General features: G+C 44.5%; 14 protein-coding genes. 8 read left to right on the plus strand and 6 right to left on the minus strand.

Going from position 1 to position 17538, the window contains the following annotated elements; genetic code table 11:
* Nucleotides 1-68: 68 nt before the first annotated feature.
* The gene (locus KW808_RS02020; protein WP_144290630.1) at nt 69-980 is read right to left on the minus strand and encodes an alpha/beta hydrolase; all 912 of its coding nucleotides are present in this window, start codon (nt 978-980) and stop codon (nt 69-71) included.
* A 277-nt stretch (nt 981-1257) separates the two neighbouring features.
* Here KW808_RS02020 and KW808_RS02025 point away from each other — a divergent pair, with 277 nt between their 5' ends.
* Nucleotides 1258-3075, plus strand: coding sequence for an adenine nucleotide alpha hydrolase family protein (locus tag KW808_RS02025; protein ID WP_003863207.1), 1818 nt, complete (start codon nt 1258-1260; stop codon nt 3073-3075).
* 109 nt (nt 3076-3184) lie between these two features.
* Here the strand turns inward: KW808_RS02025 and KW808_RS02030 are convergent, their stop codons facing one another.
* From KW808_RS02030 to wecC, 4 genes are read right to left on the minus strand one after another with little or no spacing between them, the layout of a single operon-like run.
* Nucleotides 3185-4891 carry a glycosyltransferase family protein gene (locus KW808_RS02030; RefSeq protein WP_003863204.1) on the minus strand — a complete coding sequence of 569 codons (1707 nt, stop codon included), beginning with the start codon at nt 4889-4891 and terminating at the stop codon, nt 3185-3187.
* Nucleotides 4888-5271, minus strand: coding sequence for a hypothetical protein (locus KW808_RS02035; protein WP_003863203.1), 384 nt, complete (start codon nt 5269-5271; stop codon nt 4888-4890). The genes KW808_RS02030 and KW808_RS02035 overlap by 4 nt, the downstream gene beginning before the upstream one ends.
* Nucleotides 5271-6458 (minus strand): glycosyltransferase family 4 protein, encoded by a 1188-nt coding sequence (locus tag KW808_RS02040; RefSeq protein WP_003863202.1) that lies wholly within the window; start codon nt 6456-6458, stop codon nt 5271-5273. The genes KW808_RS02035 and KW808_RS02040 overlap by 1 nt, the downstream gene beginning before the upstream one ends.
* Before the next feature lie 45 nt (nt 6459-6503).
* Nucleotides 6504-7766 carry a UDP-N-acetyl-D-mannosamine dehydrogenase gene (gene wecC / locus KW808_RS02045; RefSeq protein ID WP_003863200.1) on the minus strand — a complete coding sequence of 421 codons (1263 nt, stop codon included), beginning with the start codon at nt 7764-7766 and terminating at the stop codon, nt 6504-6506.
* Nucleotides 7767-7970: 204 nt separating this feature from the next.
* Between wecC and KW808_RS02050 the strand changes: the two genes are divergently transcribed.
* From KW808_RS02050 to KW808_RS02070, 5 genes are all read left to right on the plus strand, one after another.
* The gene (locus tag KW808_RS02050) at nt 7971-8909 is read left to right on the plus strand and encodes an ABC transporter permease (RefSeq protein ID WP_003863198.1); all 939 of its coding nucleotides are present in this window, start codon (nt 7971-7973) and stop codon (nt 8907-8909) included.
* Nucleotides 8899-9702, plus strand: a complete 804-nt coding sequence (locus tag KW808_RS02055) for an ABC transporter ATP-binding protein (RefSeq protein ID WP_230622888.1) — start codon at nt 8899-8901, stop codon at nt 9700-9702. The genes KW808_RS02050 and KW808_RS02055 overlap by 11 nt, the downstream gene beginning before the upstream one ends.
* A gap of 220 nt (nt 9703-9922) precedes the next feature.
* Nucleotides 9923-10336, plus strand: coding sequence for a hypothetical protein (locus KW808_RS02060; RefSeq protein ID WP_003863193.1), 414 nt, complete (start codon nt 9923-9925; stop codon nt 10334-10336).
* Nucleotides 10329-12458 (plus strand): glycosyltransferase family 2 protein, encoded by a 2130-nt coding sequence (locus KW808_RS02065; protein WP_003863192.1) that lies wholly within the window; start codon nt 10329-10331, stop codon nt 12456-12458. Before KW808_RS02060 ends, KW808_RS02065 begins: the two co-directional genes overlap by 8 nt.
* 51 nt (nt 12459-12509) lie before the next feature.
* Entirely contained in the window at nt 12510-13109 is a 600-nt protein-coding gene (locus tag KW808_RS02070) for a hypothetical protein (RefSeq protein ID WP_034983517.1), read from the plus strand.
* Between the two features lie 118 nt (nt 13110-13227).
* Here KW808_RS02070 and KW808_RS02075 read toward each other — a convergent pair whose 3' ends face one another.
* The gene (locus KW808_RS02075) at nt 13228-14394 is read right to left on the minus strand and encodes a nucleotide sugar dehydrogenase (protein WP_003863188.1); all 1167 of its coding nucleotides are present in this window, start codon (nt 14392-14394) and stop codon (nt 13228-13230) included.
* A gap of 633 nt (nt 14395-15027) precedes the next feature.
* Here KW808_RS02075 and lpdA point away from each other — a divergent pair.
* Together lpdA and KW808_RS02085 are read left to right on the plus strand one after the other, a co-directional pair.
* A complete protein-coding gene (gene lpdA / locus KW808_RS02080) occupies nt 15028-16437 on the plus strand; it encodes a dihydrolipoyl dehydrogenase (RefSeq protein ID WP_003863185.1) in 1410 nt (469 codons plus the stop codon).
* Between the two features lie 156 nt (nt 16438-16593).
* Nucleotides 16594-17517 carry a UTP--glucose-1-phosphate uridylyltransferase gene (locus KW808_RS02085; RefSeq protein WP_003863183.1) on the plus strand — a complete coding sequence of 308 codons (924 nt, stop codon included), beginning with the start codon at nt 16594-16596 and terminating at the stop codon, nt 17515-17517.
* The last annotated feature ends 21 nt before the right edge of the window (nt 17518-17538 follow it).

Consider the following 17538-nt stretch of genomic DNA (forward strand, 5'->3'; position numbering starts at 1 on the left):
TTCTGGTGATCAGGCCTTTTCGCACTGCTCTGAATCAGTATTCACTTGGGGCGAGTACAATAAACCCTCTACCCTTCTTGGAATCCTTCGACATTTTGAATAAACCCAGCGCTATTAAGGCTTTCATTGCTGGAAATCTGTGAATCACTAAGATTTCTTAGAATATCTTGAAATCGATCTTCAGGTATTGGTACATGTCCACGCCCATCCGATTCAAGACGCGTCCACAAATTTGTTTTAGTTTTGAGCGTGCTGACGAAAGGGGTGAACTGTCTCTTAAAATATCCAGTGTCATCGGTATTTTGGTATAAGGCGAGGCTAAATGGCAGATCCGTCACGAAAAGTGTGGCTAAGTCCATTGTAATGTGTCGGTCTCTTGCTTCTTTGATTTTGCCAATACCCGACACCCCATATGCAGCCTTAACCATATTTGTAATATCAGGCCATGGAGCTGCATTTAGGCGTAGACGTGGGTTTAGAGCTAATGCGATACAGCCCGGAAAGTGGATTCCAAAATTAACCGCAGCGTAACCTCCCGCGGATGCACCTACGAGTATCAATCTTTTGGTGCCAAGTTGGTCGGCAATATGATCAATAATTGGCTTCATAAACGTCGGGAAATCTCCGACAGATCGATTTCCGATATGCCAACCCATCCTGATTTCCTTTGACATTTGTAGAGTAGGGTCAGCTATTGAAATTAGATTCAAGCCAGTATTTTTGGTTGATTTATCACCTGAAAATGACGGATAATAAGCGTTTATACCTACAGCAGCATGGAAAAACACCACGGTTGTATCTGAATCTCTGCTTCTGATAAGAATGTCGACTAATTGATCCTCTACTTGGATGGTGTGTAGGCCATCCTCGAATGCTGATCTCAAAAAACGATGTTTATCGGTATGGATAGTACCGGTACCCCATCGGTCGGTTTTGCGTGAGCGAGGGGTAAACTGGAGATTTTTGTTGCTGTCTGACACCAATACATCGTACGTCCTACATAATCGAGTAGACCAATATGAAATTTAGCAATCTAGTTAGTTCGGGGAACTCTAGTGATCACTGAGCAATCAATACTTTGCGTTCGCACTGTATTAAGTCAATGTTGAAGTCATTTGCATACCTACAAGTTAAGAGATGAGTTCCGTGGATAGTATTCCTGATCAAGGTTCGAGTTGAGTCGGGTACAGCCTGTATCGTAAATGCCAGTAGGTTTTTCCAGTCCAGTATTATTGTTGACTTTCTCAGGTGATTTTGATGTTTCTTATTTCCATTCCTAAGCCTCATGCGGAGGCTGGACCGTGTAATGTCGAATCGCGAGAGGCTCTCAATCGGGTATTGCATGAATACAAGGCGTTAGTGCAATTATCGAAATTTAAAGACGAGGTCTTTATTTCTGAAGATGGTAAGTCTCCTAGTTTTTTTGTTCTTAAGAAGGAACGCGATACAGATCCAGTATCATTTTTAGGGAGTAATTGGTGTGTCACAGCAGGTGTCTGCGACAGTGCAGCCCTTGTTAAGTCATTGACCCATCGAGCAGGCCGACTCTATTACAACGAGCCTGTATGGGGAAGCTATGCGGCAGTTTTTGCCGAGCAGTCAGAGAGCCGAGTGAGTGCTTGGAACACAATTCCTGGAACAGAGACTGTTTACTATGGACAGAACCAAAAGGCTGTATTCATTAGTAATAGGCCGCTACTGGTTTCGTTAGCTCTATCTGACGGAGTGCGAGATGCAGTACAGCTATCCAAAGACTTCTTGGCGGAGTACTTATTGTATGGATATTCAGTAACTGACCGCACTCCCTATATTGGGGTCAATATACTTTCTTCAAATAAGCGGTTAGAAGTGCGGCACGGAATATTGAAGATTCTAGATTTTCCCCTAGGTTTGGAAATCTCGCTTCCTGAACAAATGAGCGTTCAAGATAAAGCTGCTCGTTTGGCTCTTGCGATGCGCAATGCGTTAGATCGATGCAGCGCCCATCTTAACGATCGATCCCTTCAAATTCGCGTAAGTGGCGGAAAAGATTCTAGGGCGATTCTCGGACTCGCGCGAAACTTAGATAATTCTGTGTATGCTGTCACTTTTGGTCAATCTCAGGACCTAGAAGTCAAAATGTCGAATTACCTGACTAAACTTTCGGAATTTGATTTGGAAGTCAAGACTGCCCCCAAGAATTTAGGCGATGGTCTTCGTAATCAAGTAGAGATCTCATTGTCTACGAGCGATGGTATTCCTCTTTCTGAACCACATGGTTCTATATACTTGGGTTCTAATTCGAAAGAATTCGGGGATGGGATAATGCTTGGTCAGTGGCCGCTTATGAAAGGTGGTGCTGCAACACGATTTTCCTATACAATGGACAAAGTAGAAGAGATTATTCTTGGGCAAGGGGCGCCAATCGTGGATTCGCGGGAACGCCAGCAATTCGACCAGTTTTTTCAGAACTGGATAAAAGATAAAAACGTTAGCGATAACAGCGAACTTCTTTATCTTTTCTCTAGGGATTTTAGATCTGCAAGATGGATGCTTGCCCTTACGACTCAATACGATCGAGATGCAACGGTTGTATACCCATTGGCTGATGCAGAAGTAGCTGCGGTGTCTGACGCACTGCTTATGAAGGAAAAAGTTAGTCAGCAAGTATATTTTTTGGCGATTAATGAAATATGGCCAGAATCACTTTCTTCCCCATGTGTCGGGTCGGCTTGGCCATTTGAGGCGAAAAAGATGCAGAAGGGCTATCGGGAAAATGATTACGAAGCCAGGCATCTTTCGCCACTCGAGTTTTTTGAACGTCAAGAGCAAGACTATGCTGTTGCGGTTCCAGTAGCTAAAACTACAGAGTTTTTGCGAGCGACAGGAACTGAGATGGCCCAGGCAATTATTTCATCGCCACTGAAGAATGTTTTTCAAGGGGTACTAACCAAAGATTTTTGGGAAATGTTGGTTGAATGGAGCACCGGAAAGCACTCTATACATCTCGAAACCAGCATGCGAATCACCATCCAATGGATATGGCGAGTCTTTGTTGCTGATGTATGGTTTCAGCGAAATTGGTTACTCGGCTGAATCAGAGTTCAAGAATAAAAGTCCAATTGACTAGCATGATTGCCAAGAGGTTATTTGGGTAGACTGTCAATAACCTCGAGGCTCTCTTGGATTATTTACCGGACGATAGTTACATCAATCGCTTCTTAACCCCTCGCGCAACTTTTAGGGGATACTTACCGAAGCGAGATGTCTCCAAGCGCTTTCGAATACCTTTGAGCACATCAATCTTTTCTCTCAGCTGGCGGAGCTCTTCGGTTAACTCATAATTTGTCTGTTCAGCAAGCTCAAGCCTTTTGAGAACACTATCTTGATCAGGCATTACTGAATTAGCTATAGGTCGTCGAGCATTACTTTGGAAAGCTCCTGGTTTAGTTTTGTAAGTGCTTTCGTCTGAGTGATCATTCATGAACTTGCGCTGGTTGGAAAGGTGCTTCCATGTGTCTGTTTGAAACTTAGCAATAGTGGCTAACTCCGCAACAGTACTCTCAGAATCGGCATCAATTTTGAATGAAACCCACAAACCGTTGATGGATGCTTGGGCCTTTTGAGTCAGCAAATGCGTTGGGATCTGGTCAATCGAGACTGAACTTATCGGAGCGAAGAAGTCATTCAATTTAGAATCAGGAGTGTTTCCAAGATGTTCCATGAAAAGGGGGAGTACCTGCGAGTACCAATGAGATTTTGAAAGCTCATAACAACGACGGGCTGCAATTTCCACTTCGTTTGCCATATTACCTAAGTTCGCCAGCAGTGCCTTGAACTCAGTTGTCGTATTGGCAAAAAGTGGATAGTCAGCACCGAGTAAGTCTTCATGGAGTTTATTTCGGTTCAGGATCGAAGGCCGCCCCATTGCCCCATACTCGAGAATTTTGGTTGAGAGTTCAGAACTATTATCTAATTCAGGTGCTCGCCAACTGATCCCGATATGGGAACGCTGAATAATTGATCTAGAAACTTCGCGAGTTACTCGCCCGTGCCATAGAAGGCTATCCGAGGAATTCAGTAAGTATCTTACGTTATTCACAAAGTAGGGATCAGATGGATCATTTCTAAATTGATCACCTGCGACTTCAAATGTTAACCCAGGGTTTTCAGTAGCTTTGACAGATTTGTAGGCAGCGAGAATTTTGTCGGCGTTCCACGCTTTGAAGAATTTTCCGGTGTATGCAAGCCGAAAAGGACGTTCGTCAAAATGGTAGACCTCGTCGAACGATCCATGAGCATCGGGTACATGAGGGGGGAGCACGAATATTTCATGAAGCTCTACACCAACATTGAGACTAGCAATGGATTTTGCCATTGTAGGGGTTTGGCTAACAACCTTTGCTCCACTTTCGGCAATTTCATGAATTTGGGAACGCAATATTTGATCAGGTTTAGCATCCAAACTTGTAATGCCAGTGATATAGACAGAGACTTTATTTGCAATGTCCGGAAAATTCTTTACCAGCTCATAACCAGTTTCGGTATCTCGGATTAGAAGTGCAGTGTAGTCACCATTTAGAAATTCATTCCCGATTATTTTTGCGTAGGTAGACCGTGACATTGAATCGCCATTGGGGGCAAAATCTAGGGATTGAATTCGAGTATCGATGTAAGGATCGAGTACGTGAACATTTGGATAGTGCAGGATTTCATCCAGTACTTCGGTTTTTCTTACAGGATTCGCCGTAACCAAGGTAGTTGAGATAGTAGGAATCGCTGCACACATCCCCACTAGTCCGGATAAAAAGAACGCAGAGCCGTCAATTACATTGACATTAATATAACCAGCAATAAGCAGTTTGAAATTCTTGATTTGGAAGTTACTCTTTTGAATCGTTTCGTCTATCATAGGGCAATCTCCCTTTCCACTATCTGTGATTCTTGTGACGCGCAAGATTTTGCAGTGACTTTGCATCGGGTAGCTGTTTTTTTGTCAGTAGGAATAACTGACGTGTTGGATCTCTGGAAAGGCACTTGGTGGATCAGCTTATTATCGATGAAAAATTCAAACTGGTACTTAATGTTGACACCATTTGCGATACAGCAAACTGCATCAAGTTTGTTGAATTTTATACGATCAAGCTTGTAAATCTGTAAATTCTGCTGCTGGCTTACCGACTTGTTGGATTCAATCTCACTGAGTACTTTTTCAAATCCCAACAACACCTGTTCGAGAGTGGATTCGAGTTCGTAATAGCGGGTCTTCCAAGAAGTGTCATTTGAGGTCATCAGTTACTCATCCGTCCCTGAATTAGTTCAATCTCGCGACCGATAGTTGCGGAGCGCCCACAATTTTTAGCCATCCAACTACTGCCAGTGCCGGATAGATTTTCGAAGAGCTCCTCGTCAAAGTAAAGAATTTCAATCAAATCAGCAAGAGCAAGTGAATCTTCGGGTGGAGCTAGAAGTCCAGTTTCCATATGATGTATAAATTCTGGAATGGCCGCTACATTAGAAGTTACAGCTACTAGTCCGGAACTTACTGCTTCACACATAGATACCCCCTGAGAATCAAATCTAGTTGGACACAGAAAAACACCGTGCTCAGCATGGAGCTGAGAAATTTCTTCCTGTGTGAAGAATTCATTTTTTAAAGTGACATTTTTGAACTTACGCAGAGGTGCGACTGTTTTATCAAAGAGTGGTCCTTGACCACAGATTGTAAATTCTAGATCACCGAAGAAAGGCCTTTTGGAGAGCTCTAAAATGGCAGATACAGATTGATCATTCGCGTATTTCATGGATGCGAAAGGTCTTATTGAGAGAATTTTTTTGCGCAGTGCAGGATCTTTTTTCCTGTAAGGAAAGACTTTTTCATCTACTAGATTAGGTATCGTGACGGAATTTTTAAACTCAGTGCGGACGTCAGGCTCGACAATGTTTTTTTGAAACCAATCTGAGACGTTGACGAACGAAATATTGAGATTTTCGTCATTCATTAGTCCAGCTAGGAAGGAATTTTGACCATTGTAATAGTTCGTCTTTTTTCTTAGAGCGGCACGGATATCTTCAGCTGATCCGATGAAATTGAACCAACGACGGTACCAAGCCTCGGCCTCGAATCCATGTATCCAAACAATTACAGGTTCTTTTACACCGGACCGACGAAGTGGTTCGATCCGAGTTGGCTCAGCGAAATGAACTAAATAGGTTCCGTAACTAGATTCTTGAATTAATTTTTCAAGGGCCTCGTCGTTACCGACACGTACGATTACTCCATCGAACTCGTAGGTGTATGCCTTAGCTACGGGTTGATGATTATAGAAAACATCTACCTCTAGCCCTTTCTCCTGATATCCCTTGACACGTCGGTGGATGAAACCATTACGGTAAAGGTTCGAAGAACTGGGGTAAGCATTACAAATTAATAGAACTCTGCCGACATTGTTAGAAAGAGGTCTGTTTGAAATCGCCATTTATTTTCCTAGAAACGACTTGAATATTTAACTTAATGCTCTGAATTAGTTATTCCATATACCCTTGGTGTCTACCACAATTTTGTTTGCAAAGCGTGAATGATCCACAGCTTTGAATGGAGTGTGATCTACAAGCACTAAGACCAAGTCTGCACCTACGATGGCATCGTCGAGCTTACTAAGTTCTACATTGCTTAATTTGGAAAGTGAACTTGGAAGTACAGAAATATTGGGTTCAACAACATTGATTCTGAGCTCAGACTGTGCAAGTTGTTCAACGATGCTAAGTGACGGAGACTCTCGTAGATCATCAATATCGGCCTTGAACGCGATGCCTAGGGCTGCGATGGTAGGCGAAGGAATACCTTTAACAAGCTCTTTAACCTTGTCTAACACTTTGTTGGGCTTACCGTCATTGACTTCTCTGGCAGTGCGGATTAACGGTGTCAAAGTAGGAGCGGAAGACACAATAAACCATGGATCCACCGCAATACAATGGCCCCCTACTCCCGGGCCGGGTTGTAAGATATTGACTCGAGGATGGTGGTTCGCCAAAGAAATTAATTCCCAAACATTGATATCTAAGGATTCGCAAACAATTGAGAGCTCGTTAGCAAATGCAATGTTTACGTCACGGAAAGAGTTCTCTGCAAGCTTCGCCATTTCTGCGGTGCGAGCGTTTGAAACTAGAATTTCACCGGTACAAAAGCTACGGTAAAGTCTTTCAGCAGCTCTACTTGACTGACTATTGATTCCGCCGACAACACGAGCATTGCTTTCCATTTCCTCCATGATTTTTCCAGGAAGAACACGTTCAGGACAATGAGCAATGAGAATGTGATTGTCAGATTCAGGGTCAAGCGAAAGATCAGGGCGTTCGTCAATTAGAACATTGGCCATGTGCTCTGTTGTTCCTGGAGCAGCGGTAGATTCCAACACAACCAAAGCTTTAGGGCGTAAGAAGGGAGCTAGGGAACGTGCAGCTGAATCGATATATGATGTATCAACGGTTTTGTCGTCATTGAAAGGAGTGGGTACTGCAACGATATAGGAATCTGCTTCAATTGGAGTTGTCTGCGCACTAAGACTTTTGGAAGAGACTACATCTTTCAAAAGGGAGCTAAATCCAGGTTCGTAAAAGGGAACTTCAGAATTGTTGATCTTATCAACATAAGTCTGATTGACGTCTACCCCTAGTACTTTAAGGCCTTTGGAAGCCATGAAAGCTGCAGTAGGGAGGCCGATATAGCCCAACCCGATGACGCAGACATCCACTGTGTAATCGAGTGCGCCTGCTGTTGAACTCAATGTATTTTTCTCTCCCTGGTGGTACGCCCAAAATGCGTAATTAGTATTTTGTTAGTCTGATCTGACAGATTAAACTACTCTAAATATGCTAGATCGTCAGGTCGTTAGATGTAAACTTCATGAAAAATGGGTTTAATACGGTACTCTTTCATAATTGCGCTGGCGCCAAGCAGGGTGATTTAGTTTTAAGTACCAGGAGGAAAAATGGCCGGGGAAAGTCTTTCTTCCGATTCAGCGATTGCAGGAAGCAGTAACCAAGAGGATTTGTCTGCACAGCGAGACGGCGAAGATTCGAATCTAGTTTTGGTGGAGAATGGACACCTCTTTAGCCTGCAGAGTCGGCCGTCAATCAAAAAATACTCGAAGGACCTTTGGGATCGCAGATACTTTATTTTGACGCAGGCTCGAGCGAAGTCACTACGCGTTGGCCAAGATACATTTTTGGGTCGTCTCTGGATTATATTGACTCCGATTATCAGTATTAGCATTTACGCCTTTATCTTCGGAACTGTACTTCATGTTTCGAAAGGCATGGATAATTTCGTAGGTTTTCTTACCTTGGGGGTTGTCTATTTTGGATTTTTCACTAAGGGAATTTCTTCAGGATCAGGGTTGATCAAGAGTTCGAAGAGCATGATTGCGGCCTTCGCGTTCCCTAAGGCAGCATTAGTTATGTCGATAGTACTTCGACAATTCATCGATAATATTACTCCAGCATTAATTGCAATCATTGGCTGTGTTTTATTGCAACTGGATCAGTTTCCACACTGGACCATGATTTTTGTTGTTCCGCTATTTTTTCTCTCTCATGTATTTATTTTGGGGACTAGTTTCATTACAGCTAGGGTGACAGCATTTGTTCCTGATCTGAAATCATTGATATCGGTTATCAACCGGGGGCTCTTCTTTGTGTCTGGAGTATTTTTCACCATCGATAGGTTTCAGACGAATGAGACTATTTCGAAAATCGTTCAAGCAAACCCTATTTATCAGTTCTTGCAGGCAGTGCGGCAATGCGTGATGGATGGGCAAATACCGTCGTTTCAAACTTGGGCGTACATTTCTGTGTGGTCATTTGGCTTGGTGATTATCGGATACATTTTTTTCTGGCAGGCAGAGGCAAGGTATTCAAGTGTCAAGTGATGTGACCGTGGTCGCTCAGAAGCTCCACAAGAAGTACGTTCTCAATCCAAATGGTTCAGAGTTTGGTTTTTCAAGAAAAAGTAAAAAAAATACAGTACATGCGATCAATGATGTTTCCTTCGTGGCTCACCGTGGCGAGTCTATTGGAGTAGTCGGACATAATGGGTCGGGAAAGTCCACGCTATTTCGGCTTATCTCTGGAGGAGAGTCGCCGACGTCAGGTGGTGTTTATGTTTCTTCAGAGCCGACTCTCCTCGGGGTTTCGTCCGCCCTTCAACCATCGGTTTCTGGGCGATTAAATGTGCGTTTAGGGCTCTTGGCAATGGGACTTTCTCCAGATGAAGTAAAGGTCATTGAGGATGAGGTTTGTGCATGGGCTGATATTAGCGATGCAATTGATCGTCCAATGAAAACTTATTCATCGGGCATGAAAGCTCGATTGGTGTTTTCCATTTCCACAGCGATAAAAAGAGATATCTTATTAATTGACGAGGCGCTTTCTACTGGTGATGGAGCGTTTACGGCTCGGGCTAAAGTACGTATGAAAGAGTTTCTCGATGAAGCTGGCACCGTATTTCTAGTTTCGCATGGTGCCGGCACTATCAAAGATCATTGCAATCGCGCGTTGTGGATGCATGCTGGAGAGATTATTGCAGACGGCGATGCATTCGTAGTTTCCAGTTCCTATGTCAGATGGAGTAAAGCAACATCGCGTGGCGACATAAATCTGGCTGATGAATTAATCAACAAAGCGAGAAGCTCATATCAGAAGCCAAATATTGTAATTGGTTGAGAAGCGAGAAGCATACTGGGATCGTAAAAATCCCTGGAGTGTTAATCCCAGGTGCAATAGTTTGATTATGGCTATGCAGGGTCCCTTAGCCTTTCCCGGGTGAAACTGATGCGCTTAGTTTCGGTATTGGGAAGCTGATTGTCTGATTGGTAACATGTAAATCATCGTTTTTCAAATAAGAGAGAAAAATTAGAAGGATTCATGGGGAGAGAAAATTTCTGTGGCAATTAAATGGGCAAATGAAGAAGCGGTTATAAGCATTCCGCATAGTGAATTGGTTAGAAATTCACTCAAACTGGCTCTTCATTTTGATCAGTCTATGGAAAATCGGGAGCTTATTGCTGTCGTGTCTAGCCCTAGTATTGGGTTATTGGTGGAATCAAATCCCAAATGGGTTTACAGCGAAGGCCTTAAGAGCATTTATGCTTACGTCCAAGGTGGCGATCAATTTGGTTTGACTGATTTGCGACGTTTGAACTTACCTAGTGGCATCGAATCACTGGACATCGTTATCTCAAAATGGCGACCTAAGAAAAGATTCTCGATCCGCGAGGCGATCGGCGCAGTGTATTTAGCACGTGAGAGGGATGGTATTTCTATTTATGAGTTGATGGAAGGTGACAGCATTGCCTAAGAACCCAGAGATATCGATAGTTATTGGGTTTAAAGATTGGGGTCTTGATCGGCTGTCTGGAGCAGTAAGATCAGTGAAAAACTCCCTTAAAGGAATAAATTCTGAGATAATTATTTCAGATTATGGCTCGTCTTCAACTGAAGGGTATAGAGAAGCTCTGGAGCAACTTGGAGCAATATACCGTTACGTTGAAACTGATGGGGTTTGGTCCAGGTCTCGAGCGCTTAATGCTGGACTTCAAATCGCCAGTGGGGAATTCTTAGTAACTACGGATGCTGACATGGTTTTCTCGGAGTCCACGTTTCCTAAGATTCTTGAGTTTTTGAAAGCAGACCCATTTGCATCATACTTGTTGCAATGTAGAGATCTTCCTGAAGGAATTGATCACGCTCATATATTTGATGGATCAGTGGACTGGAATGCGATAGAGAATGCTTCTCGACTAAGGCCCCGTTGGGGAATGGGTGGGATGATTGCATTCAGTCGATATGCTTATGAATTGACTCGCGGCCTTGATGAGCGAATGCAGATTTATGGTGGCGAGGATATCGATCTTGCAAAGCGATTGCTCAGAATTGGTTATAAACGAGTATGGATTGAAGACCCTGCAGTGCGAATGTACCATGTATGGCATCCGTCTTCTCGTGCGTTAGCGGATGATTCTGAAGAGGGGCGACAGGCGATTGCACGCAATCGAGATATTCATTTGAATGATCCGTCTGTCATAAGGAATCTAAAAGAGTGGAATGGCCGCCCCTTAGATGCTCCTCCACTGGTTACTGTCGCCATTTCTACCTACAACCGAGCTGAATACCTTACAGATTCGATTAACTCAGTATTGGGGCAAACTTTCAAAGATTGGGAGCTTATAGTTGTTGATGATGGTTCGACCGATAACACTCTTGAAGTTCTTTCGAGCTTCAATGACCCACGTATTCGAATCATCTCTCAGGAGAACAAAGGTCTCGCATGTGCTCGCAATAGAATTACAGCAGAAGCACGCGGAAAATATATCGCGGTTCACGATGATGATGACATAATGTTGCCTTGGAGTTTGGAAGTCAGGCTTCAAGCTATTTCGAATGGGGCACATGGAAGTTATGGTGGTTGGGTAGACTACGATAACCGAACAGGCCAGCGCTTTTATAACAGTGGGAAAAAGCTTTCGATTGAGTCTTTGCTTTTTAACCGTTCAACTTACCTTCATCCAACACTTCTTGTAGAGAAGGCTGTTTTGAAGGCGATTCCATACGACGACACGATGCGTAGTGGATCTGATTTCAATTTGGCAGTTCGGATGGTTCGTGCCGGAATTAAGCTTAATCATTCAACGCAGTATGTATTGTTACGTCGCTTGCATGAGGGCCAGATTACGAATTCTGATTCAGCTCTGCAAAAAGTCTCCGGTTTCGTGACTAATTTTATGGCGCGTGGAACGATGATCTCAAGTGATATAGCAACCATGCGCGAAGACCGTCATGAGAAGGACAAAGTAGCCGTTCCATTTAATCAGGATCAAGCGGATTCATTTGTTGTTCCATTTATGCCAGATCATCTAGTCCGTCGAAGCGCTGATATTAGTCTTGAGTTGCCCCAAGAAAACTCTCAATTCGAGCAAGATGACTATCCGATCAGTTCTTTTTGGATCTCGGAGGATGAACGGTCAGTCGAGATCAACGTTCACTTAGATAATGTGCCCTTGCCAGATTTGTTTGAACTGTATAAGACTCATGGTGAAGCACTCGCGGTTTACGCTACTGAAGTTACTCACCTTGAAGATCAAGCACAGGAAAAGCGTGAAGAGATGCGCTTTACAGAGTCTCATATTGCTGGGCCGTTTCAAGGATTAGAAAATTGGTTAGTTAGCCGATTGCATAATTCTCCTTCTGGTGTTTATCTCGCAGTCCAATGCACCGCGAAGCATGCACTAGAAAGTTTGGCGATAGATGAAATCGACTTTTCAGCCAATATGAATCGAAATTTATGCGGTATTAAGGACGATTTTAAATTCTATCGCTTGAACTCGATCGAACGGGCATTCACCTTTTTATCAGAGATTAAAAATTGTACTGAAATGTTTTCAGCGAAGCCGAAGCATTTCATTCTTGTGAAAGGGAAATAGGATTTGAAGTTTCAATGGACCGGCCGCTTGTCGGATGGGCGATTTGGATTGATGGCCACTCCAGAAGATTATGATGGCGTGCCATCGATTGATATGCTCACATTTGATCGAGATCCTTTAGTCGTCCATGATGATATTGTTTCTATTGCAAGTATTCTTGCATTTGGTGAGTTCTGTGGCGGTCCGATTCAGTTGCCGCGTAAAACCTCCCCCGAGGTGGTTAGAGCCATAGAGCATTATCTGGAACCGATTTGGATTTCAGCTTCTCCGGTTGAATTTGAATCGAGAGCTAATCCAAAGGGGGAAGGAACTTTGCTCTTGGATTCCACTTTGTCAGAATTTGGAAATTTTGAGTCGGAATGGGGAAAACCGCGCAATTCAACCTTATGCGTAGTTCCATCGTCAGAGTTTAGCGGTTCAGTCAGTAGCTCAAACGGTATGATTTTGGCATCAAATGCGCCTATTATGGGTGCTCTTTCTCCGCGTGAGTCATCGATTGGTGCTGATTTGGCAGTGGGGCTATTGTTTGCTGAGAGCTTCCAAGCTGGCACTATTCGTTTGGGAGATAACTATAACGTTGCTGATTCCATATTTCTACGCCTTCAGAAACTGTTGTATAGTTGCAAAATTAACCTACTCAGTGCGTCCTAACTGGATAGAAAATAATCACTACTTCAGATATAAGGGCCGATCTGTGACTTGGAAGAACCAAGTAGCCTAATAATAGGGACGCATGAGTTATTAGGCTACTTGCAACTTTGAAGGATGCTTAGTCTCGATTAAAGATGTCACGGCTGTAGATTTTTTCTTGGACGTCTACTACCTCTTGAGAATTGCGATTTGCTACGATCACGTCGCTAATAGTTTTGAATTCATCAAGGTCATTAACTACGCGGGAATTAAAAAAGAGGTCTTCCTTGAGGCTAGGTTCGTAGACAACTACCTCGATTCCCTTCGCTTTTATTCTCTTCATAATGCCCTGGATGGACGATGCCCGGAAGTTGTCCGAGCCTGATTTCATGGCAAGACGATAAATACCAACAATTTTAGGATTTCGTCTAAGAATGTCGTCTGCGATGAAGTCTTTGCGCGTTCGGTTTGCATCGACTACGGCTGAAATAAGATTTTGAGGCACGGCGTCGTAATTAGCAAGAAGCTGTTTGGTGTCTTTAGGCAGACAGTATCCGCCGTACCCAAATGATGGGTTGTTGTAGTGAGAACCGATTCGTGGATCAGCGGATACTCCGCTGATGATTTGTTTTGTGTTTAGGTTTCTCATAGCAGCGTACGTATCGAGTTCGTTAAAGTATGCGACTCGAAGAGCTAAGTAAGTGTTAGAAAATAGTTTGATTGCCTCTGCTTCTGTGGAATCAGTAAGTTGAATATCTATATCCGTACTTTCTGCCCCTTTGGCAAGGAGTTTAGCGAACTGTGCGCCGACCTCAGATCTATCTCCAACAATGATTCTCGAAGGGTAAAGGTTATCGTAAAGAGCTTTTCCCTCCCTAAGAAACTCCGGGGAGAAGATGATTGTGGACTGTGGGTATATTTTCCGTAGTTCTTCGGTGTATCCCACCGGGATTGTGGATTTAATGATAATTTTGGCGTTAGCGTTGAGACCTAAAATGGTTTCGATTACATCTACGACGCTGGATGTATCAAAGTAATTGTTGTCTGGATCATAGTTAGTAGGAGTGGCAATTACTACGTACTCAGCATCAATGTAAGCGATCCGGGCATCTGTAGTTGCGGTAAGTCCTGATGGATGGGTATCGAGGTAGGCTTCGAGTTCAGCGTCCAGAATCGGCGATTTGAAGCTTTTTATCATGTCGACTCGGTGCCGATCTATGTCGATAGCTATGACCTCGTGCTGTTTGGATAACAGCGCTGCATTCGACAAACCAACATAACCCATGCCTGCCACAGCAATCTTCATTGTGAAACTCCATTGAAATATTTATATTATCTGTCGCTAATTTTAGAGAAGAAGTAAATAATAACCTACGAGGTTTAATGTTCGAATCTGCTCGGGTTGAGTAGACCTCAACGGAGGGTAGTCCATCGAGTTGGCATTCTTCCTTCATGTAGTTGGAAAGTTAAATTAACGGACTGCCGCAGCTTCTACCGATTTCTCCTGCGTTGTGGAATTCATGGGCACCAGCATTTTTCAATGCAGTTAATTTTCCTTTTCGGAATCAAGTTTCAACTTTGTTAACGTTCTGTGGAGCTTGAGCGTTATTATTCTTTGAGAGCAATAAGAGGGTTTGTCTTGCATATTTTGCTTCAGATTTGCCCATGATCATTTAAGGACGTTTTACACATGTACCAGATTTTTGAGCAGATTTTGTTCGCCATCAATGAGATTTTGGGCTACGGCCTTCACGCAGGTTCCTCTGCTTCAAGCAACCTGTCACACGGCCTCGGACTGTTCTGATCCGAGCAGTTGTTTCGCAAGAAGGCCCACGATTTGAACATCGTGGGCTTTCTCGTTCCCCCTATTTAGTGTGGATTGGTCTTTCTGTAGACCACGTGCACGACAAGACAATCCTAAACACGTATCCTTGAATGCGTGACTGAACATTATGATGTAGTAGTACTCGGAGCGGGCCCCGGTGGCTACGTCTCCGCCATCCGCGCGGCCCAGCTTGGCAAGAAGGTTGCTGTAATTGAGAAGCAGTATTGGGGCGGTGTCTGCCTAAACGTTGGCTGCATCCCTTCCAAATCTCTTATCAAGAACGCTGAGGTTGCCCATACCTTTACCCATGAGAGGAAGACCTTCGGCATTAACGGTGAAGTGACTTTCAATTACGAGGATGCTCACAAGCGTTCCCGTGGCGTTTCCGACAAGATCGTCGGCGGAGTTCACTACCTGATGAAGAAGAACAAGATCACTGAAATTGATGGTTTTGGAAATTTCAAGGATGCTAAAACCCTTGAGGTTACTGAAGGCAAGGACGCTGGTAAGACCGTCACTTTCGATGACTGCATTATCGCAACCGGCTCGGTTGTCAACACCCTGCGTGGCGTCGAATTCTCTGAGAACGTGGTTTCTTATGAAGAGCAGATTCTTAACCCTGTTGCACCCAAGAAGATGGTCATTGTTGGCGCCGGTGCAATCGGCATGGAATTCGCTTACGTTCTCGGTAACTATGGTGTAGACGTAACCGTCATTGAGTTCATGGATCGCGTTCTTCCAAACGAAGATGCTGAGGTCTCCAAGGTTATTGCTAAGGCATACAAGAAGATGGGCGTTAAGCTCCTTCCTGGCCACGCAACAACCGCAGTGCGTGACAATGGCGATTCTGTTGAGGTTGATTACCAGAAGAAGGGCTCTGACAAGACTGAGACCCTCACTGTTGATCGCGTCATGGTTTCCGTCGGCTTCCGCCCACGTGTTGAGGGCTTCGGTCTGGAGAACACTGGCGTTAAGCTCACTGAGCGCGGCGCAATCGACATCGACGATTACATGCGTACCAACGTTCCTGGCATCTACGCTATCGGTGACGTCACCGCTAAGCTGCAGCTTGCGCACGTTGCAGAAGCTCAGGGCATTGTTGCTGCTGAGACCATCGCTGGTGCAGAGACCCAGGCCCTTGGTGATTACATGATGATGCCTCGCGCAACGTTCTGTAACCCACAGGTTGCTTCTTTCGGTTACACCGAGGAGCAGGCTAAGCAGAAGTGGCCTGATCGTGAGATCAAGGTTGCGTCCTTCCCATTCTCTGCAAACGGTAAGGCAGTCGGCCTGGCTGAGACCGATGGCTTCGCAAAGATCGTTGCGGATGCTGAATTCGGTGAGCTGCTCGGTGGACACCTCGTTGGTGCTAACGCTTCCGAGCTAATCAACGAACTGGTTCTGGCACAGAACTGGGATCTCACCACTGAGGAGATCTCACGCAGCGTTCACATTCACCCAACGCTGTCTGAAGCTGTTAAGGAAGCCGCTCACGGCATTTCCGGACACATGATCAACTTCTAGTTCGAAGATTCAAAAGGCCCTGATTGTAAGTGCAATCAGGGCTTTTGCCTTTGGTCTTCCAAATTTATAGCTAACTTTTTATTAAGTGTTCATGTTCACATAAACTAACCCGCTGTCAAGAAGAATTATTCTAAAAAGGCGGTATCGTCATGGCCTATGAATTTGCCAATCGATAAGCATCAAAATGCTGTAAAAACTGTTGTTGTACCTGCCGCTGGAATGGGCACGCGCTTCCTTCCCGCTACCAAGACGATCCCCAAGGAACTTCTCCCTGTGGTTGATACTCCGGGTATTGAGCTTGTTGCTAAAGAAGCTGCGGATCTCGGTGCATCTCGACTGGCTATTATTACCGCGCCAAACAAGGACGGAATCCTTAAGCACTTTGAGCCGTTCCCTGAGCTTGAGGCAACTTTGGAAGCTCGTGGCAAGACAGATCAGCTGAACAAAGTTCGAGCGGCCAGGGAGCTGATCGATACTGTTCCTGTGGTTCAGGAAAAGCCACTGGGACTTGGTCATGCAGTCGGACTTGCGGAGTCAGTGCTTGATGAGGACGAAGATGTAGTTGCAGTCATGCTTCCTGATGATTTGGTTCTGCCTTTCGGCGTGACTGAAAGGATGGCTGAAGTTCGCGCCAAGTTTGGTGGATCAGTTCTCGCCGCTATTGAAGTGGCTGAGGATGAAGTCTCCAGCTATGGCATTTTTGAGCTAGGCGATCTTGATGCGGAATCGGAAAGCGAAGGCATTCGACGTGTCGTAGGAATGGTGGAAAAGCCTGCGCCTGAAGATGCTCCATCAAGGTTTGCGGCTACTGGCCGTTACCTACTTGATCGCGCAATTTTTGATGCACTTCGTCGCATTGAACCTGGTGCCGGTGGGGAACTGCAGTTAACAGATGCCATTGCATTGTTGATTGAAGAAGGCCACCCAGTCCATATTGTGGTTCATGAAGGAAAGCGCCATGATCTGGGCAACCCAGCGGGGTACATCCCGGCTGTTGTGTACTTCGGGCTTCACCACGCGGAGTATGGTTCCAGAATTCACCGTGCAGTGAAGGAAATTCTCGCTGAGTTTGAATCTTAAAAAGCAGAAGCCGCCTTCCAT

The sequence above is a fragment of the [Brevibacterium] flavum genome, from assembly GCF_019317305.1.
Lineage (GTDB): Bacteria > Actinomycetota > Actinomycetes > Mycobacteriales > Mycobacteriaceae > Corynebacterium > Corynebacterium glutamicum.